General features: G+C 39.1%; 19 protein-coding genes and 1 tRNA gene. 5 read left to right on the forward strand and 15 right to left on the reverse strand.

Annotated features, from left to right (window positions below):
- Nucleotides 1–454 precede the first annotated feature (454 nt).
- From CA834_RS07280 to CA834_RS07295, 5 genes are all read left to right on the forward strand, one after another.
- On the forward strand, nt 455–3,394 hold the full coding sequence (locus tag CA834_RS07280) for a GEVED domain-containing protein (RefSeq protein WP_094968025.1): 2,940 nt from the start codon (nt 455–457) through the stop codon (nt 3,392–3,394).
- 195 nt (nt 3,395–3,589) lie between these two features.
- Nucleotides 3,590–3,751 carry a hypothetical protein gene (locus tag CA834_RS14645; RefSeq protein WP_165764768.1) on the forward strand — a complete coding sequence of 54 codons (162 nt, stop codon included), beginning with the start codon at nt 3,590–3,592 and terminating at the stop codon, nt 3,749–3,751.
- A 19-nt stretch (nt 3,752–3,770) separates the two neighbouring features.
- Nucleotides 3,771–4,907: a hypothetical protein gene (locus tag CA834_RS07285; protein ID WP_133085470.1), complete on the forward strand. Its 1,137-nt coding sequence runs from the start codon at nt 3,771–3,773 to the stop codon at nt 4,905–4,907.
- Between the two features lie 33 nt (nt 4,908–4,940).
- Nucleotides 4,941–5,978, forward strand: coding sequence for a nucleotidyltransferase family protein (locus CA834_RS07290; RefSeq protein WP_165764769.1), 1,038 nt, complete (start codon nt 4,941–4,943; stop codon nt 5,976–5,978).
- 67 nt (nt 5,979–6,045) lie between these two features.
- Nucleotides 6,046–6,648, forward strand: coding sequence for a hypothetical protein (locus CA834_RS07295; RefSeq protein ID WP_094968028.1), 603 nt, complete (start codon nt 6,046–6,048; stop codon nt 6,646–6,648).
- Between the two features lie 674 nt (nt 6,649–7,322).
- Here the strand turns inward: CA834_RS07295 and CA834_RS07305 are convergent.
- From CA834_RS07305 to mraZ, 15 genes are all read right to left on the reverse strand, one after another.
- A tRNA-Arg gene (locus CA834_RS07305) sits at nt 7,323–7,396 on the reverse strand.
- Nucleotides 7,397–7,428: 32 nt separating this feature from the next.
- A complete protein-coding gene (locus CA834_RS07310) occupies nt 7,429–7,881 on the reverse strand; it encodes a GatB/YqeY domain-containing protein (RefSeq protein WP_094968030.1) in 453 nt (150 codons plus the stop codon).
- 151 nt (nt 7,882–8,032) lie between these two features.
- Nucleotides 8,033–9,955 (reverse strand): cell division protein FtsZ, encoded by a 1,923-nt coding sequence (gene ftsZ / locus CA834_RS07315; RefSeq protein ID WP_094968031.1) that lies wholly within the window; start codon nt 9,953–9,955, stop codon nt 8,033–8,035.
- A 119-nt stretch (nt 9,956–10,074) separates the two neighbouring features.
- A complete protein-coding gene (gene ftsA, locus CA834_RS07320; protein WP_094968032.1) occupies nt 10,075–11,403 on the reverse strand; it encodes a cell division protein FtsA in 1,329 nt (442 codons plus the stop codon).
- 3 nt (nt 11,404–11,406) lie between these two features.
- Nucleotides 11,407–12,030, reverse strand: a complete 624-nt coding sequence (locus CA834_RS07325) for a cell division protein FtsQ/DivIB (RefSeq protein ID WP_240507504.1) — start codon at nt 12,028–12,030, stop codon at nt 11,407–11,409.
- Nucleotides 12,031–12,115: 85 nt separating this feature from the next.
- Entirely contained in the window at nt 12,116–13,525 is a 1,410-nt protein-coding gene (gene murC / locus CA834_RS07330) for a UDP-N-acetylmuramate--L-alanine ligase (RefSeq protein WP_094968034.1), read from the reverse strand.
- Nucleotides 13,522–14,682 (reverse strand): undecaprenyldiphospho-muramoylpentapeptide beta-N-acetylglucosaminyltransferase, encoded by a 1,161-nt coding sequence (murG, locus tag CA834_RS07335; protein WP_094968035.1) that lies wholly within the window; start codon nt 14,680–14,682, stop codon nt 13,522–13,524. The genes murC and murG overlap by 4 nt, the downstream gene beginning before the upstream one ends.
- On the reverse strand, nt 14,682–15,887 hold the full coding sequence (locus tag CA834_RS07340; protein WP_094968036.1) for an FtsW/RodA/SpoVE family cell cycle protein: 1,206 nt from the start codon (nt 15,885–15,887) through the stop codon (nt 14,682–14,684). The genes murG and CA834_RS07340 overlap by 1 nt, the downstream gene beginning before the upstream one ends.
- A gap of 45 nt (nt 15,888–15,932) precedes the next feature.
- A complete protein-coding gene (gene murD, locus CA834_RS07345) occupies nt 15,933–17,300 on the reverse strand; it encodes a UDP-N-acetylmuramoyl-L-alanine--D-glutamate ligase (RefSeq protein WP_240507516.1) in 1,368 nt (455 codons plus the stop codon).
- A gap of 71 nt (nt 17,301–17,371) precedes the next feature.
- Nucleotides 17,372–18,613, reverse strand: coding sequence for a phospho-N-acetylmuramoyl-pentapeptide-transferase (gene mraY, locus CA834_RS07350; RefSeq protein ID WP_094968037.1), 1,242 nt, complete (start codon nt 18,611–18,613; stop codon nt 17,372–17,374).
- Nucleotides 18,614–18,672: 59 nt separating this feature from the next.
- The gene (locus tag CA834_RS07355; RefSeq protein ID WP_094968038.1) at nt 18,673–20,136 is read right to left on the reverse strand and encodes a UDP-N-acetylmuramoyl-L-alanyl-D-glutamate--2,6-diaminopimelate ligase; all 1,464 of its coding nucleotides are present in this window, start codon (nt 20,134–20,136) and stop codon (nt 18,673–18,675) included.
- Nucleotides 20,133–22,094, reverse strand: a complete 1,962-nt coding sequence (locus CA834_RS07360; protein ID WP_094968039.1) for a penicillin-binding protein — start codon at nt 22,092–22,094, stop codon at nt 20,133–20,135. Before CA834_RS07360 ends, CA834_RS07355 begins: the two co-directional genes overlap by 4 nt.
- Before the next feature lie 57 nt (nt 22,095–22,151).
- Nucleotides 22,152–22,472 carry an FtsL-like putative cell division protein gene (locus tag CA834_RS07365; protein WP_094968040.1) on the reverse strand — a complete coding sequence of 107 codons (321 nt, stop codon included), beginning with the start codon at nt 22,470–22,472 and terminating at the stop codon, nt 22,152–22,154.
- Complete coding sequence (gene rsmH, locus CA834_RS07370) at nt 22,469–23,365, reverse strand: 16S rRNA (cytosine(1402)-N(4))-methyltransferase RsmH (RefSeq protein ID WP_094968168.1); 897 nt, start codon at nt 23,363–23,365, stop codon at nt 22,469–22,471. The genes CA834_RS07365 and rsmH overlap by 4 nt, the downstream gene beginning before the upstream one ends.
- Complete coding sequence (gene mraZ, locus CA834_RS07375) at nt 23,352–23,822, reverse strand: division/cell wall cluster transcriptional repressor MraZ (RefSeq protein ID WP_094968041.1); 471 nt, start codon at nt 23,820–23,822, stop codon at nt 23,352–23,354. The genes rsmH and mraZ overlap by 14 nt, the downstream gene beginning before the upstream one ends.
- Between the last annotated feature and the right edge of the window lie 161 nt (nt 23,823–23,983).

Here is a 23,983-nt window from a genome sequence, read left to right on the forward strand (position 1 = left end):
ATAGTTTAAAAAAAGGCACCTCCATGGAGGTGCCTTTTTTTTGACGTAATAAGAACTCATAGGCCCTTACTGAAAAGGACCTTGGAATCAGACCAAGGGTTTGTTACTAACTTAAGATTGGTACACTATCTAAATTTTTTATTCGTAATTCCCTTACTCTTTACACCTTACTCTCTTGTCATTTGTCTACGGCTAATGACCTTTTTTAAGCTATATAAAACGTTTTTATTCAGGGACCACAAAACAATAAAATCGAGATACCTTACTTAAAAAATTCCAGATTCAATAAGGATATATTCTAATGCAAACCGAAATTTATAAACAACTCATTTCTATATTATTAATTTAAGTATTTTTGTATGACTAAAAATAAGTCTATCGTATATCTAGAAATCATGCACTCCTTTTGAGGCTTTTAAAAAATTATTTTCAACCAAATAACCCCCTAAGACTAATGAAAATAGTTTATAGACACGTATGTCTGTTTATTGGCTTGTTTTGTTATAGCTTTATAGCAAACAGCCAAGATATTCTCTATAACGAATCATTTACTAATCAAACTGGTAAAGGCGCCACGGGAGCTACCCCAACTGTGGACTTATCTGATGTAACATGGACGATTGACTTTAGCGATGCTGATTTAAGCAACGCCTATAGGTTTAGAGTACGTGATATAGGGGGCAACCCCTTATTTGAAGGGCGTAACGTGGGCAATTCAACTTGGTTATCACCAGCTATTCCTATCAGTAACTTTTCAAATATATCTTTTAGCATTGACGCCTCTCAAGGAAATAATACTCTCGACAATTCCGATAGTATGACCACGCAATACCGCTTAGATGGCGGAAATTGGCTTACGGCCGACACCAATGGATTCTTACAAAACGATTATGGTTCGGTAATCATAAGTCAAACTGGACTTAGCGGATCTACGCTAGAAATACGGGTCAGAATGGTAAACAATGCCAATAATGAACGTCATAGAATTGATAATATCTTGGTCACAGGTACAGCACCCTGTTCAGAAGCCGAGGACATTAGCAACCTTACAGGCACTGGGGCTAATACCTCTGCAATTCTGGCTTGGACAAATAGTGCTTGTTTTGATGAGGTGCTCATTATTGGAAAGAATGGAAGTTCCCCTATTGCTCAACCTAATGGGGATGGCTCTAATTATTTATCCAATAGTTACTTTGGAGCTGGATTAGAAATAGCTAACGATGAATTTGTTGTTTATAACGATACAGGGGATACAACGATAGTTACCAATCTCACAAACGGGAATACCTATTTTTTTACTGTTTATACACGCTTAGGTTTAGATTGGAGTTCAGGAGTAACGGTTAGTGTGGTTCCTGAAATTACGTATTGTGATTCCAACAGCTCAAGTGTAGAGTTTGAGCATATCACCCGTGTGCGTCTTAATACAATTGATAATGACCCAGGAGACAATGGAGCGACCTTTTACAGCGATTTTACAACATTATCAACAGATTTAACGAAAGGAAATGACTATACCATAACTATTACTGCTTTTAAGTCACTTATTAATGATCCTTTAGTATTCTCCGTTTGGATAGACTACAACGCTAATGGGGATTTTAATGACACGGGGGAATTAGTTTTTCAACAAACCGCAATCACCACAGAAGTGAATGGTACATTTACGGTTCCAATAACAAGTTCTGTAGGAACAACTCGAATGCGTGTTTCAATGAAGTTTGATACCCCATCAACACCTTGTGAAACCTCATTTTTTTATGGTGAGGTGGAAGATTATAGTATAAATTTAACGGGTAGTGTTCCCTACATCTACGACTTAGGCTGGCAACCCGCAAATCCAAACGGTGTAGCAACATCTGTGGATACTATCTCTATTATTAATGGAGAGGCTCTCTTTACTGATAATACTAAGGCCAATAGTATAACTATTAATCCTACCGGTGCCATGCGTGTTGACCCCAATGTTGTAATTGATATTTCTGACCAAATGACATTAGAGTCTGTATCTAATGCTTTCTCGAGTCTTATAAGCGATGGCATCATTTTAGGGTCTTTGAATTACAAGCGGCATGTCAATGAATTCAATACTACACCAGGTTCTACTACAGGAAGTAATGATTTGGTTGCCCCACCTTTAACCAATATAGCATTAACATTTAATACCTTTAGAAACTTACCCGGAAATTCCGTGATTCCATCAGGAACAATAGGTGGTGTTCCGTCATTTTTGTTTGGTCCATTTAACAGAGATACCAATACTTACATCAATTACAACGCCAGTAATGATAATGATATTTTATTGGCAGGTATAGGATATCGCACAGCCTCGACAGTTTCCGGAGGGTCGCCTTTAACATTTACTGGTGAAATACGCAATGATATTGTTTCCATTCCTATTAGTATAGGTTCTGGAAGTCAGTGGAATTTAATTGGAAATCCTTATCCGTCTTACATCAACAGTGGCGATTTCTTATCAGCCAATGCATCGGTATTGGATGCTGATGCCGTCGGAATTTATGGTTATGATGGAACAGCCCAGAATGGTTGGACAATCCTTAATTTTAATACCATGAATACAACTGACAATTTAGCTCCTGGACAAGGATTTATGATCGCAGCAGAAGGCACTAATAGTGTGAGTTTTACACCAGCCATGCGTCGCAATACAGGAGGTGATGATTTTATTGAAGGCCGTTCGGCTTCGCCAAATCATATGTTCATCTTGGAATTAACGGCAGAACAGACCTATAATACTAGTTTTTACTTTAATGCAAATTCTACCCGTGGCCTAGACCCGGGTTATGATGCTGCAGCCTTTGGCGAAAATGCTGGTGCGACGCCCATTTATTCCCATTTGGTGCAGGATAATACAGGACGAGCCATGGCCATGCAATCCTTGGGCGAAACCGATTTTAATGACATCTCTATTCCATTGGGCGTTAATGTCAATCAAGGCACCCAACTGCGGTTTAGTATTGGCGAAACCACCTTGCCAAGTGCCATTCAAGTCTATTTGGAGGATCAAATTGCCAATACAGCGACCTTGTTAAATACTAGTGATTACGTATTCACGCCAAACAATAACCTGTCCGGAACCGGACGGTTCTTCTTGCGCTTTACAGACAGTGCACTAGGTACCGCAAATAATCCGTTGGACGTCATTAATATCTTTACGGATGATAATACCAGAACCTTAGTGATTACAGGCCAATTGGAGACTATAACTACTATCTCACTTTACGACCTACAAGGCCGTCTAACGCTCCAAAATCCCTTAAATACTAACGACACAACCCACAGCATTGCCGTAGGTCATTTGAGTACTGGGGTTTATGTTGTGGAATTGCAAAGCCAAAATGGTAGTAGAACACAAAAGATCAATTTAAAATAAGATTTTGTCTTGACCGTTTATTTAAGGCCTGATTTGGAAGATAGGCCTTTACCCAAGCTCATATTACGACCCTATTACTTGCGATATCCAAATTTATTTCAAGTTCTTTAATTTGTTTTAATGTAAACCTTTTTATATTTTCCTTTTTTAAATAAATTATTTTATTATTTTTGAACCAAATTTAGGGCAATAGCCATGAACAAAAAGAACAATACTGATAAAATCACACGTAAGGACGCCCTTAAGAAAATGGGGAAATATGCAGCCCTAACTGCTATTGGTACATTTGTGATTTTGAATCCACAGAAGTCGCAAGCACAGTCACCACCAGATCCAGGAGGAAATCCTTTCGATTAATTAATCCCTTTTTTTTAGTTTGAATACGCAGCTCGCGCCGACATATCAGTATATGTTTGGTGATTTTTGGGTATTTTGGTTTTCGAGCTCCAATCGATACAGTGTTGTGGAAGCCTCCCTGAAGACGCTTTTGGACACCTATCTAAGCAGTTATTCAACCGAACAGTTTAAGTCTAGCCTCCTTACTCAGAAGCTGAGTGATGACCCTGAGGTCATACAGCAACAGCTTGAAGCTTACCTCACCACCTGTAATACGCCTGAAGAGACCCACGGGGTGTCATCTGATGTAGCTATAGATGTATCTAAACGTCATATTCTTAAAACCTACGCCCTAGGCAATAAACACTTCCGTATTTATTATGACTCTGAATTGGTTTTAAAGACAATCCATCCAGCAATGGCACACCTAGAAACCAAAGACCAGTTAGACCTTGCAATGGTTTTTGACCTCTACCTTCATAATGACCAACTTCATTTATTTAAAAACAGACGGCTAATAAAACGTGTTGCGAAACGAAAGTATCATCTCATACAAGGGAAGTTTGTTATGGAACTGATATGTCAGCTTCATGACAAAACCGAAGACCATTGGATTGGCACCTTTCATGGCTCTGCCATTTCCGATAGCAAATCGGCCATTCTATTTGTGGGTAACTCAGGTAGTGGGAAAAGTACTTTATGTACCTTGCTTATGGCCTATGGCTATGAACTCTTAGCCGATGATGTAACACCATTGTTAGCTGCTGATAACGAGTTGTACCGCAATCCACTAGCGGTTTCCCTAAAAGAAGGCGCCTTTGGGCTTCTCGAAGCTGAATTTGACGATTTTAAGGATTTACCTGAGATTCTTTTCAACAGGCAGAAAGGTCGCCTGAAGTATTTACCAGGCAAAGCACCACATAAATCCCATTACCCCTGTAGGGCCATTGTAAAAGTCAATTACCAAAGCAAGTCAAGCACCCTCTTGGAAGAAATCTCAGTTAAGACCATTTTAGAAACCTTTATACCCGATTCCTGGCTATCCCCAGATCCTAAGCATGCTAAGCAGTTTTTGGAGTGGTTAAGCCAGCAACAGTTCTATCAATTGACTTATAGTGACACCACGTCTGCTATAAAGACCCTATCAAATGTATTCGAAAGCGCGGAAAGACACTAAGTCTATGTATATTTATCCCGAAAATTAATCCCTTTGGGACATTTAAGCACTACATACCAGCGTATCGCCGATATTCTCAGTTTTGAGGTACCCACTGACACATTGGAAGGCACTCTAAATCAAGATAATTTTGATTGGGATGCCATTGTGGTTGAAGGTAGTAAGCATTTGGTACTTCCGGCTATTTACTGCCGACTGAAGGCCAAAAACCTTTTGCATTGTTTGCCTGTGGACCTTAAGTCCTACCTCGAAGAACTGACTGCTATAAACCGAAACCGAAATACGGCTATACTAAAACAAGTCAATTCCATTTCTGACCTACTTCAGAAACATCATATCCCTCATGTATTTTTAAAAGGTTCAGCCCTTTTAGCACTTAATGTATATGAGGATCTTGCTGAACGTATGGTGGGCGATATTGATATTTTGATAGAAAAGCAACAAATTCAGAAAGCCTTTCATGTATTGCGTCAAAACGGTTATAGCCAAACGAGAAGTTTTAATTACCAAACTAATGGTTTTAGACATCTTGATAGCTTAATAAATCCAAATGCCCTTGCTGCGGTTGAACTACACGAAGAACTATTTAATCAAAGGTATACCTATTTAATGCGTGGAAGTGAGATGTTAAATTCAAAAATGACCATCAATAGTCTCAGTATGCCTAAGCCAAAACAGCTTTACGAGCACATCATCCTAGCGTCACAGGTTAATGACTACAGCTACTTCTATAATAGCTTCAATTTTAAGATAGCCTATGACACTCTTGTGCTCTCAACAATGAATCAACAAGAGGAGTTGAATCAAGATTTAGTGCAGACCAAGTATGGCATGGCCTTTCTGAGTATCCTACAGTTCCATTTTAAAGACTTCAGATCTAAAGAATTAATAAAAACTGGAACAAGGAAGCTATTTCTATACAAACTTGAAAATAAATTCCCAATTCTACGATCTCTTATCCGTGGGCTAAAATACCTATCGTTTTACATATTTTCGCGTCTAGAGCTGTTATTAACCAACATGTCATATCGAAAATATATCATAAACAAGATATTTATATTTGATAAATAGGTGATTTTATGAAGAAAAATGTATTTTTGATTTATTATTGTAAAGATCAAACATATACTTCTAACATATGAAAAGATTATTTTTAGTCATACTTGCAGTCGTAATATCAACTGGCTGTTTTGCTCAGTTTTCAACACTAGATAGGTCAGTCGATAGAAATGAATGGTTGTTCTCTCTTGGCGTTAATAGTATTAATTCCTTGGGAACTAAAAATCCTTTTGAAGGACTAGGAGATTGGGGCTACAAATACCCTCTAGCCTTAAATATAGAATCTAGATGGACTAATCTTTTGGCTATTGATGTAGGCCTTAGTTTAAATGGATTTAATGAAGGTCAGCGATTGGATACTAGTGGGCCACCAGAAAGAGATCTTACCTATTTTGCTGTGGACGTGGCATTAAAATACTACTTTGGGGAATATATTCTTCCTAAAGCTGAGTGGATTGATTTCTATGCAGCCGCTGGACCAGGGCTCTTTATTCTGGATAACACAAATATTTCCCTTAATGCAGGTGGTGGGGTAGTGTTCTGGTTTGGAAGAAGTAAATCTTATGGATTAAAAGCACAAGGCGTAGGTAAATTTGCTTTAAACCACAGTAATAGTGGTAGTGATTATGCAAATAATCACTTTCAATACAGTTTACAATTCATTATCAGATTCTCTAAATAACATAAAAGAATCTCATTCCCTTTTAGAAATTAAAAAAGCTATAATTCGTCAGACAAAGAGAATTTAAGAGATGTTTGTTATACCATCCTGGTTTATGAGCCATCTTATTATTTACTCTGGTGTTTATTTTTAGTTACATCAAGATTATAATGATTCGGCCATTCAATTAATGGATAATCTTTTTTACATCTTATAATTTTCAGCATAAAATCTTTAGTAATCAACAAAAATCAATATACTAGATTTTGGAGTGAATAGACTTTCTATAATTGAAACCGATTCAACACACAAATCCGTAGTTGTTTCTTAACTTGATACCCTGAAAACAGCGCTTAAAAATACTTTAAACAAAACTATTGCACAATTAAGCATTTACATATTAAAGGGATTACATATCCCAAAGCGTTCCGCTTTGAAAATAGCCCAAACAAAAAAACGCTCAAGCCAAAACTATTGCAGAATTAAGCGTTTAAATGCAGAAGGGATTGCATATCCCAAAGCGTTCCGCTTTGAAAATAGCCCAAACAAAAAAACGCTCAAGCCAAAACTATTGCAGAATTAAGCGTTTACATATTAAAGGGATTAGATATCCCAAAGCGTTCCGCTTTGAAAATAGTCAAAAAGAAAAAACGCTCAAGCGAGCTTGGCGTTTTTTCTTTTTGACTATTTATTCGTGACCGCGGAGGGATTCGAACCCCCAACCCTCAGAGCCGAAATCTGATATTCTATCCAGTTGAACTACGCAGCCATAATACCCAGCATATGGATATATTATTTTATTTATTGACTTAATTGTTGCTTTACAATCGTAGAGATGGTCTTACCATCTGCACGACCCGCCAATTCCTTATTCACAATGCCCATAACCTTGCCCATATCCTTCATGCCTTCTGCACCTATATCATCTATGGTCATAACGACTACCTTCTCAATTTCCTCTTCCGTTAACGCCTCTGGCAAAAATTGACTGATCACTTCAGCTTGCGCCAACTCAGGCTCAGCTAAATCCTTGCGGTCTTGCTCTAAGTAAATAGCAGCACTATCCTTGCGCTGTTTTACCAATTTCTGAAGGATTTTAAGCTCCTCCTCTTCTGATAATTCCGCCTTACCGCCAGATGCTGTTTGTGCCAACAAAATGGCTGATTTAACCGCCCTTAGCGCCTCTAAAGCCACTTGGTCCTTGCTCTTCATTGCAGTCTTCATGGCACCCATAATATCCGTTTGCAAACTCATGGTAATCTGTGTTTAATTGGATGGCGAAGATACAAAAATCTTAGGCAGTACTTAATACGACTTTTAAAAATTATAACACAAAAAGCCCAAAACGCTGGAGAGACGTTTTGGGCTTGACTTGGTGTTGATAACACTTAAACTTAATTTGCTATTAATCTACGTTATCGTGTAAAAATGAATTGTTGCTTCTCAATTGAATATCGTCGTTATCATCAGTACCGACCGATAAACGGGAAGCATTGGTTTCCGAAGAATGCTGCGCATCTTCCAAATTAACACCTTGTCTTTTGTAAGCAGGTTCCTTTTCGATTTCATCAATTTTAGCCGTATTGAACTTATAGTTGAAATCTTTCATATGTTTTCTGCGCTCATTAGCACGCGCTTTTATCAATTCAGAAATTGGGCTGTTCATAGGGTCTATCTCCCCGTCTTCATCCCCTTGGCTTTTCTCTACCGGAAGGATTTTCTTTTCAAAAACAATTTCTTCCTTTACCTCTGTCTCCCCACTATTAGTATTCATTGAGGATTCATAGGTTTCAAAATCATCCAAGGCGTAGCGTTTTTCACCTGATTCGTTTACTTCCGTTACGGAAATAATCTCCACCGGCTCCTGCACATCCATGTCCTTCACGTCCTCATCAAGACTAAAGAACATATTCTCTTCTTGGGATTCGGGCTCATTTTTTGAAATGGGCAAATCAAAGGTTAGGGTAATTTGTTCTTCCTCTTGCTCGATTTCGAGGTTTTCAGCCTTATTTTCAATAGGGGTAATGATAAACTCTTCAGGCTCCGTTTCATGTTGGGGCTTAACATCCAAAACCTCATCATAAACTACCTTAATATTTCTAATAACGTCTGAGGTGACAATTAAGTCCATCCCCATATTAGTATCCGTTTTAGCATTTTGGCCTTCCTCATTTTCGTCTGTAAGCGTGTGACGGACTATGTCCTCTTTCTTTTCTTGCTCCAATACAATATCTGGTGTAATAATAGCGGGCTCACGCTCCTTGGTGCTCAGATCTTCTTCCGGAGTTTCTTCCAAGGCGTGAATCACCTTTTTTGTCTCTGTATTGGTAATTTCATTTTGCTGATCGATATTAAAACCTGTCGCGATGATAGTTACGGCAATGGATTCCTGTAACGACTCATCCTCACCAACACCCATAATGATATTAGCACCATAGCCAGCTTCGTCTTGAATATGGTCATTGATTTCACCGATTTCATCAATAGTAATCTCCTGTGAACCTGAAACGATAAGCAACAACACGTTTTTGGCTCCGGTGATTTTATTATCATTTAATAATGGTGAATCCAAGGCCTTCATAATGGCCTCCTGCGCTCTAGTTTGTCCAGAGGACGTCGCTGAGCCCATAATAGCAGTGCCACTATTACTAAGTACGGTTTTGGCATCCCTGAGGTCAATATTCTGTGTGTAGTGATGTGTAATTACTTCGGCAATACCCCTCGATGCTGTGGCTAAGACCTCATCTGCTTTGGAAAACCCTGCTTTAAATCCAAGATTTCCATAGACCTCGCGCAATTTATTGTTGTTGATTACGATTAAGGAATCTACGTGCTGACGCAATTTTTCAATACCGCGTTGGGCCTGCTCATTACGCATTTTACCTTCAAATTGGAAAGGAATGGTCACAATACCTACTGTAAGAATATCCATTTCCTTAGCCATCTTGGCAATTATAGGTGCAGCACCGGTACCTGTGCCTCCACCCATACCAGCGGTGATAAAAACCATTTTGGTGTTGGTATCTAACATACGGCGTATGTCCTCTAGGCTTTCTACGGCAGCTTGCTCACCCACATCTGGGTTGGCACCCGCCCCTAAGCCTTCGGTTAAGTTGACTCCTAGTTGAATTTTGTTTGGAATTCCGCTACTCTGAAGTGCCTGGGCATCAGTATTGCAAATTACAAAATCTACACCCTTAATACCTTGCTGAAACATGTGGTTGATGGCATTGCTACCTCCACCACCAACACCAATAACCTTAATGACATTGGATTGGTTCTTTGGCATGTCAAATGAGATATTTCCAAATTCGTTGCTATTACTCATACTAATTGTGATTATGGGATTTTAATTCTCTTGATTAATTAATTAATGTCTTTATTGGTTTTAACTATAACTCGCTTAATTTCCTTAAACATGTTTTATAACTAGTTTCCGTCTCTTCGCTATTCCGCATTGTCCAAAAACTCCTTAACGCGCTCCGTGAGCTTGTCTAAAAAAGACCGTCTTTCCTTTTTTTGTACTTCTAGACGCTCATTGATTTCATGTTCTGAAGAAGTTGCGGCTTGCTCTGCCATTAACTCCTCCTCAATCATTTCAGCTTTTTTTCGCTCGTGGCGTTTAAGGCCGTCCATAACAAGTCCAACCGCCGTAGCATAGAGTGGACTGGTAATTTCCTCATCACTATCACCCGCTAAATGCTCATTAGGATAACCTATACGTGTATCCATTCCAGTGATATACTCAACCAATTGCTTAAGATGCTTTAATTGACTGCCTCCACCTGTTAATACAATACCTGCAATTAATTTTTTCTTCTGTTCCTCATGCCCGTAATTTTTTATCTCAACATATACCTGTTCGATAATTTCCACAACCCTAGCATGAATGATCTTAGATAAGTTCTTTAAGGTTATTTCCTTAGGTTCACGACCTCTTAACCCTGGTATGGATACAATTTCATTATCCTTATTTTCTCCAGGCCATGCAGAACCAAATTTCATTTTTAAAAGCTCGGCCTGCTTTTCAATAATGGAACAGCCCTCCTTAATATCTTCGGTTATCACATTACCTCCAAAAGGAATAACCGCTGTATGTCTTATGATACCGTCCTTAAATACTGCCAAATCCGTGGTTCCACCTCCAATATCAATAAGAGCCACACCTGCTTCCTTTTCCTCTTGGCTCAAAACGGCATTTGCTGAAGCTAAGGGCTCTAGCGTAATCCCTTCTAACTGCAACCCAGAACTTTTTACACAACGCCCAATGTTTCTTATGGACGATACTTGGCCGACAACGACGTGGAAATTCGCTTCCAAACGTCCACCGTACATTCCAATAGGTTCTTTAATCTCCGCTTGGCCGTCAACCTTAAACTCTTGAGGTAAAACATGAATAATTTCCTCTCCGGGTAACATAACCAGTTTATGGACTTGGTTAATTAATCGGTCAATATCCGTTTCATCTATAACCAATTCAGAATTGGCCCTTGTAATGTAATCGCTGTGTTGTAAACTGCGTATATGCTGGCCCGCAATACCTACGGTGACTTCATTTATCTTTTCGGAAGCAGCGGCCTCCGCCTCTTGTACCGCTTGCTGTATCGACTGTATCGTCTGCGTAATGTTGTTAACCACACCGCGGTGTACCCCCATACTCTTGGATTTACCCACACCTAGAATTTCAAGTTTACCGTAATCATTTTTACGACCAATCATGGCCACAATCTTTGTGGTACCTATATCTAGTCCTACCGCGATCTTATGCTTTTCCATAGTTTACGTTTTGGTGCATATAACTTGTTTATCAAATTTTAGGTTTACTACTTTATAGTTATCCAAAATTTTATCTTTTAAGGCTTTTTGATAAAACACCTTAAAATTGTTTATTTTTTTATCTAGCATTTTCACAGAACCTAAGTGCACTGTGAAATCATATTTTCGAATCTTAAAATCAATACTCTCATCGTCATTCTGTTTAATCTCAATGACGTGTTTTTTTAAAAATTCGTCCTTGTCAACCCTTTTAGCAAATTGAAAAACAGTCTCCAAGTTTTTTTTATTGACATTCCCTGTAATTAGTGGTACACGTGCTGCATAATTTGATGACAGAGGCATATAGGATCCTTGGTCATCTACATAATAGGATGCATTTGTACTTACTCTTGCAATAGGCCGTTTTTGTTCAATCTCTACTGAAAGCTTACCATTTACGGACATATAAACTTCTGCTTTCTTAATAATAGGATTAGAATTTAGGGCCGTTTCCAATTCGTTCAAATCTATAATTTCTTTAGGTTGTTCTGTAACAGGCCGTTGATTTTGTATTAACAATTTACTAACAGTAGCCTCGGTAATAAAGAGCTTGTTATCACCTAGAAATTTAATTTCGCTTTGTGTCAATTTGCGACTGGTGTTACGCTTATTTGAAAAGGCAAATAAAAACCCTATCAAAAGCAGCAACCCTATTATCTTTATGTAACTATAATTAATTCGCAATGGTAAAAGCGTCTTTAATACGTTTAACTTCCTCTCCTATGTCACCAGCCCCTAAGGTTAATACGACCTGAGCATCAGTTGCCTTTATGGCTTTTATCAAGTCTGATTTTTGTACTAATCGTTTATTGGGGTTAGCGATTTTATTCAACAACCATTGTGCATCAATCCCAGGTATAGGTAACTCCCTTGCTGGGTAGATGTCCAATAGGATAATCTCATCAAATTTTGATAGGCTCTGAGCAAATTCCTCAGCGAAATCACGAGTTCTACTGTACAAATGCGGTTGAAAAATGGCAAGAATTTTTTTCTTAGGATACATTTCACGCACAGCTCCATGTACGGCTGCAATTTCTTCAGGGTGATGCGCATAGTCATCTATATAAACAAAATCCGCCGTCTTTACCTGATAGGTAAAGCGTCGTTTTACCCCTTTGTAGGATGCTAATCCCTTGGCGAGCTGCTTGTGAGGGCAACCATATTCTACAGCCATCGCCAAGGCTATTATTGCATTCGACAAATTGTGTCTGCCAGGTAGGTTAAATTCAAAATTCTTATATAGATTGTTTGGTGTCCTAAAATTGAACACATAACTTCCATTGACTATCTTAACATCCTCTGCCCTGTAATCAGCATCATCTTCAATACCATAGGTTATACCACTAAGTGGCAAACCATTTCTCACCAACAATTTACCCTCTGGTTTTATGCCTTGGGCAAATTCTACAAAGGTGTTTACAACCGCTTCTGAATCACCATAAATATCCAAATGGTCGGCATCCATTGAGGTTATACATGCTATATCTGGGTGTAAGGTTAAGAAGGAACGATCAAATTCATCTGCTTCCACTACAGTTACCTCAGTACCATTAACAATGAGGTTTGAATTATAGTTTTCACTGATTCCACCCAAGAAAGCGGTAACCGGCTCATTGCATTGATACAACAAATGACCCAAAATACTCGTTGTGGTTGTTTTACCATGGGTACCAGCTACTGCTAGACATGTTGTTTGTTCGGTAATTAAGCCTAAAACTGTTGAGCGTTTTACCACGTGGAAGTCATGTTCCCTAAAATAGTTTAGTTGCTTATGGTTATTTGGAATTGCAGGCGTGTATACAATTAGGGTATTCTGCGGGTTTAAAAACGGTTCTTCCACAAGCACAACATCATCAATAAAATGTACAGCGATGCCCAATTCCAAAAGATCTTTGGTTATTGGAGATGGTGTTTTATCGTAGCCAGCGACTGACTTGCCATTGTTCAGAAAATAACGCGCTAAGGCACTCATGCCGATACCCCCAATACCGATAAAATAGACTTTAGTCGCCCAATCCAATCCCTTGCCATTAAGAGGAGCCTTAGCACTGTGGTCTATATGTGTGTTATCGCCTTTACTCATGGGTTCTTTGACATGGTGGTTTGCTTAGTTTCTGAAACTGCGGCACTCTCTTGATGGGATGATGACCTTGCCAGTAGTTTTTCTACTTCATCCACAATATCTTTTGTCGCATTTACAAGGGCCAGGGCCTTAATATTCGCACTAAGTGTTTTTTGCTTTTCTTCATTAGTAACCAACTCCGAAAACTCGTGCTCAAAATGGTCATCTAAATCTTTTTCAGATATTAAAAGGGCCGCATTTTTACTGGAAATCGCCTGAGCGTTTTTGGTTTGATGGTCTTCGGCAACGTTTGGTGATGGAATAAATACTACCGGTTTACCTACAATGCATAATTCCGAAACCGAAATGGCGCCTGCTCGGGAAATGATAATATCAGCAGCGGCATAGACCATATCCATGTTGTTTATAAACGCGTTGACCTGCACATGCTTTAGTGTGTTGTGATGTTTGTACTGGTCATAATACAATTTACCGCACTGCCAAATGACTTGGACATTCAAGAATTCAAATAATTCTAAATGCTGTTCTATAAGTTCATTTATCCGTCTTGCACCAAGACTGCCTCCCAACACCAAAAGGGTATATTTACTGTGAATTAAGCTAAAGGCATCTTTGGCTTTAATATGTTTATCCTCTACACTGAGTAAATCCTTGCGAACAGGATTTCCGGTTATTTTAATTTTACTTTTCGGAAAGTAGGTTTCAAGTCCCTCGTAGGCTACGCAAATGACATCTACTTTTTTGCCCAATAGTCTGTTAGTGATTCCAGGATAAGAGTTCTGTTCCTGTATTAAACAGGGTATATTGTTGGAGGAAGCCACCTGCAACAACGGACCACTTGCAAAGCCTCCTGTACCAATGACGACATGGGGCTTAAATGTTTTAAGGATTTTCCTAGAACGCAATAAACTCGACATGAGCTTAAAAGGAAAGGCCAAATTTCGGAGTGTCAGTTTACGTTGAATACCAGAAATCCATAGGCCTTCAATAGCATAGCCCGCTTGCGGTACCTTTTCCATCTCCATACGATCTGAAGCTCCTACAAATAAAAATTGGGAATCGGGGTAGCGCGATTTTAATTCATCAGCTATAGCAATTGCCGGATAAATATGTCCGCCTGTGCCGCCTCCTGATAATATGAATCTATAGTTAGCCATTAAATCGTCTCACTTAATATTTGTAATGGATTATCGTCATCTGCATTCGTTCTGTTCTCCAAATCCTTCAGTTCTTGTCGTTTTGCGCTCACACTTAAAATTATTCCTATAGCAAGACAGGTCATCCAAATAGATGTACCACCGCTACTGATTAGGGGTAGTGTTTGTCCTGTTACAGGAAAAAGCTCTACAGCTACTGCCATGTTAATAAGCGCCTGAAAAACAATAGGTAACCCTACACCCAGAACTAACAACTTACCAAAAATGGTGTCTGCTTTTTGGGAAACAATTACAATCCTAAATAACAGCCAGGAGTAGAGCACTAGAAGAAACAGGCCGCCTATTAGGCCATATTCCTCAATAATTATAGCAAAGATGAAGTCTGAAGAGGACTGTGGTAAAAAATTCTTTTGAACACTCTTACCTGGCCCAACTCCTTGTATACCGCCAGAAGCAATAGCTATTTTAGCTTTTTCAATTTGATAATCGGCTTCCGTATCCTCGGCGTTGGCAAAATTCTCAATCCTGTTCATCCACGTATCAATACGATTTGGCATTGTATCTGGAAAGGCCTTGGCGACAAGAATAAACAACGCCAGACCTGCAACTCCCGAACCAATAATTATCAATAAATACCGTACGGGATAACCACCAATAAAAGATAACATCATAACCATGGTAAATATGATGGCCGTCGTAGAAAAGTTTGCCGGCAGGATAAGCATTAAAATAAAAAATACTGGTGCCCATAATGGCAGAATAGTTTCTGAAAAGCTTACCGACCTATCCTTTATTTTCGATAAATACCGTGCTACATAGACCAACAACACCACGGCAGCAAGTGTAGAGGTTTGAAAGGACATGTTTACGATAGGGATTTGAATCCATCGGCTTGCGTTTGCCCCTTCTATAGTGGTTCCTTGAAGTAGGGTTACAACCAATAATACCAGTATAATAGGTATCATTATCATGGAAAGGCCTCTAAAATATTTATACGGTATTTTATGCACGCCATACATAATAGCAAAACCCAAAACCAAATGCATAAAATGCTTTACAAAAAACGTGAAGGTATTGCCAGAGCCACCTATATTGGCCAGGTTACTTGCAGCACTATAGACAGGCAAAAATGAAAATATAGCCAAAAGGGCGGCTATAGCCCAAATGGCCTTGTCTCCTTTTATCTGATGGAATACGTTCTGCATGCTTAACCTTTACAGATGAGTCCTTAATTCATCTTTATTTTATTTTTATAAATTTCGTACGGCGTTTTTAAATTGGCGACCCCTGTCTTCATAGTTCTCGAACAAGTCAAAGCTTGCACATGCTGGCGATAGCAATACATTGTCTCCCGCTTCAGCGACCTTATAGGCTATCTTTACAGCCTCACTCATATACTGCGTCTCTATAATAACATCTACCATATTTCCGAAGGCTTCAAATAATTTTGAATTGTCAACACCAAGACAGATAATAGCCTTTACTTTTTCATTGACGAATGGAAATAATTCCTTGTAGTCATTGCCCTTATCCACGCCACCAACAATCCATACCGTGGGTGCATCCATACTCTCAAGCGCAAAATAGGTCGCGTTGACATTGGTAGCTTTGGAGTCATTGATGTAGTGTACTTTATTAATTTTCAGCACATGCTCCAATCGATGTTCCACACCTTGAAAATTCTCAAGGCTCTCCCGTATGGTCTGTTTTCTAATTCTTAATAAGTGTGCCACAGTTGAAGCAGCCATGGCATTTTTAATGTTGTGTTTCCCTTCTAATGCTAGATTTTCTGTAGGCATAATTATTTGGTTGTTATCTATTGTTATTATAATCTTATCATTACTTAAATACGCACCTTCCTCAATGACTTTGGTCAATGAAAATGGTAATGGTTTGGACTGAATTGAATGGTTTTGCAGCCAGTTAGAAATAACGGCATCATCAGCATCGTAAATAAAAACGTCTTCTGCTGTTTGGTTCTCCACTATTCTAAATTTGGAAGCGATATAATTTTCAAACTTGTAATTATAGCGCTCTAGATGGTCTGGTGTGATATTGGTTAAAACAGCAATAGAGGGTTTAAACCTATCAATATCATCCAGTTGAAAACTACTGACCTCCAATACATAGTAGTCATGATTTTCCACGAGCACCTGTTTTGCAAAACTATCGCCAATGTTCCCTGCCAAACCTACGTTAAGGTCCTTCTTCAACAAGTGATGTGTCAGCATCGCCGTTGTTGTTTTACCATTACTTCCTGTTATGGCGACCAAGGTGGCCTCAGTAAAACCCGAAGCAAATTCTATTTCAGACATCACTTTAATACCAGCCTGCCTAATTTGCTTAACTATAGGCACTGTGTCTGGAATCCCAGGGCTTTTCATTACGATATCGGCATTTAGAATTTTCGATTCCGTATGCTGCTTCTCTTCAAATTCAATCTCATTATTTAAAAGAACGTCCTTATACTTTTTTTTTATCTCGCCCTTGTCTGAGACAAAGAGCTCAAATCCTTTTGCTTTTCCCAATAGCGCGGTACCCACGCCACTTTCTCCTCCTCCTAAAATCACCAAACGAAGCCCTTTTCTGTACTCCTCATCCGAAGGGACGAACGCCATACTCTGTAGCTTGTTTTTATCTTCTTTCATACCATTATCAAACATTTCTATATCGCTCCGAGTGACATGTGCTATCGTATTTTCAACGTCACTATGGAAATGATAGCCAATAAAATTCCTATAATCCAAAACCGTGTGACTATTTTACTTTCGTGATATCCTGATTTCTGATAATGGTGATGCAAGGGGGACATTTTAAAAATTCGTCTTCCCTCGCCGTATTTTTTCCTAGTATATTTAAAGTAGCTCACCTGTAAAACCACGGAGAGGTTTTCTGCTAAAAAGATGCCGCACATAACAGGAATAAGCCATTCCTTACGCACCGCAATAGCAATAACCGCGATTACACCACCTATGGTTAAGCTTCCCGTATCACCCATAAAAACCTGAGCGGGATAAGCGTTGTACCATAAAAATCCTATGAGAGCGCCGACAAAGGCAGCTATATAAATAGTAATCTCCTCCACTCGCGGGATATACATAATATCTAAATATTCAGAAAAAATGATATTACCGGAAACCCATGCAAAAATCCCTAGCGTTAATACGATAATGGCCGAGGACCCTGCCGCAAGGCCATCAATACCATCCGTTAAATTAGCGCCATTGGAAACGGCAGTGATAATAAAAATACTGACCAGCACGAAAATAATCCACGCGTATTTTTCTAACTTAGGGCTTATCCATGTCACCAGTACCGCATAATCAAATTCATTGCCCTTTACAAAAGGGATTGTGGTCTTTGTAGACTTCTCCTCCTTATCAAATAACTTAGCTGCAGGGAGGTCAGGATTTTCAGCCAACAAGACTTTCTGTTCTTCTATTGGAAGCTTTTCCTTAATAGTTACACCATCGCTAAAATAGAGCGTTACACCGACGATGACCCCAAGGCCCACTTGACCTAAAACCTTAAATTTTCCTTTTAGACCATCCTTGTCATTTTTGAATTTTTTAATGTAATCGTCAATAAATCCGATGGTTCCCATCCAAACGGTGGTTACCAACAATAGAATAATGTAGATATTTTCTAATTTCGCCAGTAGGAGGACCGGAATAAGAGTTGCTAAAATGATAATAATCCCTCCCATGGTTGGGGTTCCTGCTTTTTCAACTTGTCCTTCAAGACCTAGGTCTCTAATTGTTTCCCCAACTTGTTGTTTTTGAAGGAATCTTATAATACGCTTACCGAATATGGTTGAAATGAGTAGGGACAATATAATGGCCATAGCTGCCCTAAAGGTTATGAACCCAAAAAGGGAAGCCCCTGGAAACTGGAATTGTTGTTCTAAATATTCAAATAAGTAATACAGCATTCTTATTCTTTATTGGTTCACTAAGACCCTTCGATTGTCCTCCGGGTTCGGTTTATATTTTATTTCTGTAATTGTTTTAAAAATTCCTGAACTATTTTATAGTCATCAAAATCAAAACGTTGACCATTGATCTCTTGATAGCTTTCATGTCCTTTCCCTGCAATTAGTATGATATCCTTGGGTTGCGCCATTTGACAGGCTGTTTTAATGGCTTGTTTTCTATCTGTAATGGCTAGTGTTTTCTTGAAATATTGAGGCTCAACACCTTTCTCCATATCCGCAATTATGGCTTGCGGTTCCTCACTTCTCGGATTATCGCTTGTAAAGATGACTTTGGTACTTAAGGCTGAAGCAATATGCGCCATTTTTGGACGCTTGGTCTTATCCCTATCGCCACCACAACCGACAACGGTAATGAGTTCCTCGTTTTTGGACCGAATGGTATTTATGGTATCCAAAACATTCTTAAGTGCATCTGGCGTATGTGCATAATCTACAATAGCGGTAATTCTATCGTCTGATATGAAGTACTGAAACCGACCACTGACATTGTCCAATTCGCTGATTAAACGAAGTATTTCTTCTTTTTCCAACCCTAGAATGTCAGCAGCACCATAAATGGCCAATATATTATAGGCATTGAAGTTGCCGATGAGCTTGGTCCAGAGTTCGGTTTCATTTAATTTTAATAAGAGACCCCCAAAATCATTTTCTAAAATTTGGGCTCTGTAATCCGCATAATTTTTTAAGGCATAGGTGTATTTCTTGGCCTCGGTATTCTGCAACATTATAAGACCATTTTTATCGTCTATATTAGACAGGGCAAAAGCCTCTTTTGGTAGGTGGTCAAAAAATGACTTTTTAACGTCCCGATATTCGGCAAAGGAATGATGATAATCGAGGTGATCATGAGATAAATTCGTAAATATCCCGCCCGTAAAATAGAGACCTTCTGTTCGATTTTGGTGTATGCCATGGGAACTGGCTTCCATAAAACAAAATTCCACGCCAGCCTCGTTCATGAGTTTTAGATATTTGTTTATGGTCAGTGAATCTGGTGTGGTATGTGAAGTCTTATAGGTTGTGTCATCAACCATTATCTTAACTGTTGACAATAAGCCTACCTTATAACCGGCTTTTTTAAAAAGCTGATATAATAAACTTGTCACCGTGGTTTTACCGTTGGTCCCAGTAACACCCACCAACTTTAGATTTTGTGAAGGCTGTTCGTAATAATTGGCAGCCATATATGCTAACGCACTATTAGAGTTTGTAACCTCTATATAGGTAACACCATCCTCAAGCACATCAGGCAGTACCTCACAAATAACCGCAATAGCCCCGTCTGAAATGGCTTTTTCTATGTACTTATGCCCATCGGTGACAGTACCGGAAATAGCCACAAAGACATCATTATCGCCAATCTTGCGCGAATCAAACTCAATTTTATTGACTACGCTATTGGTGCTGCCAACAACTGCATTGATATTAACCTTGTACAATATGTCCTTTAAAACTTTCACGAGGCTTCTAAAACAATGGTTTGGTTGGGTTTCAATTTTTGATGCTTTTCAACGGACTGTACTTTGACGATGCCACTGCCCTTTAGTTTCACCTTTACATCTACCTGTAAATTCTCTAGAAGTGCTAAAGCGTCCATAGCTGGCATACCAACAACACTCGGCATTAATTCCTTATACTTGCGCGCCTGCTCGTAGTAGCTTTCAAAGTCATTGTCAACCACTGTATTTTTAAAGTTGATGCTCTCAACTGAGTCAATTATTGGTGTATCGGTATATATTTTTTGGGCAATGCGTTTAAAAACAGGTCCTGACACGTCGGCGCCATAATAACCAACTTTTGTACTTGGCTTGTGAATGACCACAATACAGGAATATTTTGGGTTATCGGCTGGAAAATAACCAGCAAATGAGGATATATACTTTTTGTCTTTTTTCCATTCCTCAAAATTGGCGTAGTCTGTTCGAGCTGTTCCTGTTTTTCCCGCCATGGAAAAGGTTTCGGAATACATCCGTTGTCCGGTTCCACGAAGCACGATATTCTCTAAAATGGCCCTTATCTTTAACAAGGTCTCGTCAGAGCATAGCTTATCTACCAACACCTCTTTATTAAACACCTCAATATCCTTGTCAAAGGATCTAACGGCTTTTATAAATCGTGGCTTAATCAATTCGCCATTATTGGCAATGGCATTATAAAAGGCCAAGGTCTGCAAGGGTGTCATTGTTAGATTATAGCCATAGGCCATAGAGGGTAGCGCATTTTTACTCCAATTAGCTGCGCCGGGCCCAGGAATATCAGGGATTCCCTCACCTTGAATAGAGACGCCTAGTGGTTGGTCCAGTCTCCATTGCTTTAGTCTATTAAGAAATTTTTCAGGCTGGTCTGCATAATGGTCATCAATAATGGTGGCTAGCCCTATATTTGAGGACACCTCTAAAGCTCTCGCCGCGGAAATTTTGCCATAGCCCCCACGTTCGGAATCACTTATAGTTCTACCATAGAAATACTTAATGCCTTTTTGAGTATCAATAATAGTCGAAGTATCAATAACCTTATCCTCCAATGCTGCCATCATGGCCATAACCTTAAAGGTGGAGCCAGGCTCATGAGATTCCCATACGGCAAAATTTCGTTTTTCGTAATAGGTTCCTTTTTCGGTTTTGGCGAGATTTGAAATAGCCTTGACTTCTCCTGTTTTGACATCCATGACCACGACACATCCGTGTTCTGCTTCATATGTTTCTAGTTGACCTAGCAAGGAGTGATGCGCTATATCCTGTATATTCACATCTATTGTGGTGTACACGTCAAAACCGTCCTTGGGTTCGACCTGATCAAAATCTGCGATAGGTTTCCACTGGCCATTGCCAATTTTCTGTTTTAATCGCTTTCCTTTTTTTCCTCTCAAATAGGCCTCACCAAATGCACCATCTATCCCAGCTCTGCTTACATGACTATTCTCATCAAAACGCTCATAGCCAATAGTACGCGAGGCAATACCGCCCATAGGATGCTCTCGCCTAGTTGTTTGCTCCACAATAAGCCCACCCTTAATAGCTCCAAGATTTAATAATGGAAAGTTTCGGACCCTGACATAATCAGAATAACTGATATTTTTCGCCAACAGGAAATATCTATTTTTATTTTTACGCGCTTTCCGAATACTATTTTGGTAGTAAGACGATGTTTTACCCTTATATGCTGAAAGTGAATCTGCTAAACCCTTAATGTACTTTTCAAAAACAGCACTTTTGGCCTGAATGGCATCAATCCTGATATCATATTTAGGTATGGAGGTAGCCAATAGACTGCCGTCGGATGAATACACATTACCGCGATTAGGTTCGATTTCAAAATCCTTTACAGTTCGTCGCTCTGCAAGTTCTCTATAGGCTTCACCTTGAACAAATTGAATGGTACACAGCTTAAAAACAACGGCTATAACAAAGACGAACATGCAGCCTGCCACGAAATACAATCTGTTTAATATGTTGGTTTCTGTTGTTGCCAAGTTTTATTGTTGTTGGGATTTTACTTTAATTTTTGTCGGTGGAATTTCAGATACTCGAATATCCTTGTCTGCCACTTTTTTGCTTATGGTCGATTCCATTTTTAATCGCATCAGCTTGGAACGTCCATCCACAAAGGACGAGCGGAGCTCCTTGACCTCATTTGTTAATCTTGCGATATCGTGTACCTTTTTATCCGCACTGTGGGAACTAGCAATCATTATGATAGCCAAGACTGAAATAAAAATGATGATGCGCCAATTTTTGAACGAATCATCACTGATTAGAAATTTACCTCGTAAGACGCTGTAAATGCTTTTCTTCATATTTTTTCAGCTATTCTAAGTTTTGCACTTCTGGCTCTATTATTGTCTGCTATTTCTGCTTCTGTCGGAACAATTAATCTGCCCACTTTTTTTAGAGGTACCTCAAAATTTCCATAGACATCTCGCTCTGGTTCACCTTCAAAAAGACCACTTCTTATAAATCGCTTTACCAACCTATCCTCAAGGGAGTGGTATGAAATAAAACTCAAGCGTCCGCCTTCTTTCAACATTTCAGGAGTTTGAAGCAGTAATTCCTTTAAGGCCTCAATTTCTTGATTGACCTCTATTCTAATGGCTTGATAAATCTGTGCCAATACTTTATTCTCGCGTTTATGGTTTAAAAAGGGTTTTAAAACATTTCGCAATTGCTCGCTGGTTTTTATTTCGGCATTCTTACGCGACGACACAATCGCTCGTGCCATAGCTGGAGCTTGTCTTAACTCGCCGTACTCAAATAATACAGACCTCAGCCGTTCTTCCTCGTAAGTATTGATAACCTCAAATGCCGAGAGCTTACTATCCTGATTCATACGCATGTCTAAATCTGAATTGAATCGTGTAGAGAAACCGCGCTCTGCCACATCAAATTGGTGTGATGACACACCAAAATCAGCTAAAATGCCATCCACTTGTTTGTACCCATAAAATCTCAAGAACCGTTTTATAAATCTGAAATTCTCATGGATAAGCACAAACCTATCATCGTCAATAGTGTTAACTAAGGCATCCTTATCTTGATCAAAAGCAAACAGTTTTCCCTTTGGACCAAGCCGGGATAGGATTTCTCTGCTATGGCCTCCGCCACCAAATGTGACATCTACGTATACACCGTCAGGTTTTATATCTAAGCCATCGACCGCCTCTTTGAGTAAAACTGCATTATGATATACCATTGTCATCATCATCTTGTCCCATTACTTCTTCAGCTAAATCTGCAAAATCGGAAGCCGCATCATCAATAGCCTGTTCATAATTATCCTTATCCCATATTTCGAGAATATTAACTGCTGATGCTAAAACCACCTGTTTAGATATTCCAGAAAATCCCAGCAGATCTTTAGGTATTAATAATCTGCCTGTACCGTCAACCTCAACTATCTTAACTCCTGCGGTAAATCGCCTAATGAAATCATTGTTTTTCTTCTTGAACCTATTTAGCTTATTCACTTTAGCCATAAGATTGTTCCATTCGGCCATAGGGTATAGTTCCAAACACTTTTGAAAAACAGCACGCTTTAGGACAAAGCCATCGTTAAGACTAGAAGACATCTGCTTTTTTAATGCAGAAGGTATCATTAGTCTACCTTTGGTATCGGCTTTACACTCATATGTTCCAATGAAAGAATTCAAGATGTCCTATTTTCCACTTTAACGATTAAGATTCAAATATATTGAAAAATATACCACATTTTACCACTTTTTACCACTTTTGTTGATAAGTTTTGTTCCTGATTTTAGCAATAGGCTTTGAATTGGCACTCTTCGTTACTTTGAAGCGGATGTAATCGAGA

It is taken from the genome of Winogradskyella aurantia, from assembly GCF_002266855.1.
GTDB lineage: Bacteria > Bacteroidota > Bacteroidia > Flavobacteriales > Flavobacteriaceae > Winogradskyella > Winogradskyella aurantia.

Excerpts from the sequence above, each read along its gene's own strand:
- CA834_RS07280 (WP_094968025.1), top strand. The coding sequence starts at position 455 with ATGAAAATAGTTTATAGACACGTATGTCTGTTTATTGGCTTGTTTTGT.
- CA834_RS14645 (WP_165764768.1), top strand. The coding sequence starts at position 3,590 with ATGAACAAAAAGAACAATACTGATAAAATCACACGTAAGGACGCCCTT.
- CA834_RS07295 (WP_094968028.1), top strand. The coding sequence starts at position 6,046 with ATGAAAAGATTATTTTTAGTCATACTTGCAGTCGTAATATCAACTGGC.
- CA834_RS07310 (WP_094968030.1), bottom strand. The coding sequence starts at position 7,881 with ATGAGTTTGCAAACGGATATTATGGGTGCCATGAAGACTGCAATGAAG.
- ftsZ (WP_094968031.1), bottom strand. The coding sequence starts at position 9,955 with ATGAGTAATAGCAACGAATTTGGAAATATCTCATTTGACATGCCAAAG.
- ftsA (WP_094968032.1), bottom strand. The coding sequence starts at position 11,403 with ATGGAAAAGCATAAGATCGCGGTAGGACTAGATATAGGTACCACAAAG.
- murC (WP_094968034.1), bottom strand. The coding sequence starts at position 13,525 with ATGAGTAAAGGCGATAACACACATATAGACCACAGTGCTAAGGCTCCT.
- murG (WP_094968035.1), bottom strand. The coding sequence starts at position 14,682 with ATGGCTAACTATAGATTCATATTATCAGGAGGCGGCACAGGCGGACAT.
- CA834_RS07340 (WP_094968036.1), bottom strand. The coding sequence starts at position 15,887 with ATGCAGAACGTATTCCATCAGATAAAAGGAGACAAGGCCATTTGGGCT.
- murD (WP_240507516.1), bottom strand. The coding sequence starts at position 17,300 with ATGGCGTTCGTCCCTTCGGATGAGGAGTACAGAAAAGGGCTTCGTTTG.
- mraY (WP_094968037.1), bottom strand. The coding sequence starts at position 18,613 with ATGCTGTATTACTTATTTGAATATTTAGAACAACAATTCCAGTTTCCA.
- CA834_RS07360 (WP_094968039.1), bottom strand. The coding sequence starts at position 22,094 with ATGTTCGTCTTTGTTATAGCCGTTGTTTTTAAGCTGTGTACCATTCAA.
- CA834_RS07365 (WP_094968040.1), bottom strand. The coding sequence starts at position 22,472 with ATGAAGAAAAGCATTTACAGCGTCTTACGAGGTAAATTTCTAATCAGT.
- rsmH (WP_094968168.1), bottom strand. The coding sequence starts at position 23,365 with ATGGTATATCATAATGCAGTTTTACTCAAAGAGGCGGTCGATGGCTTA.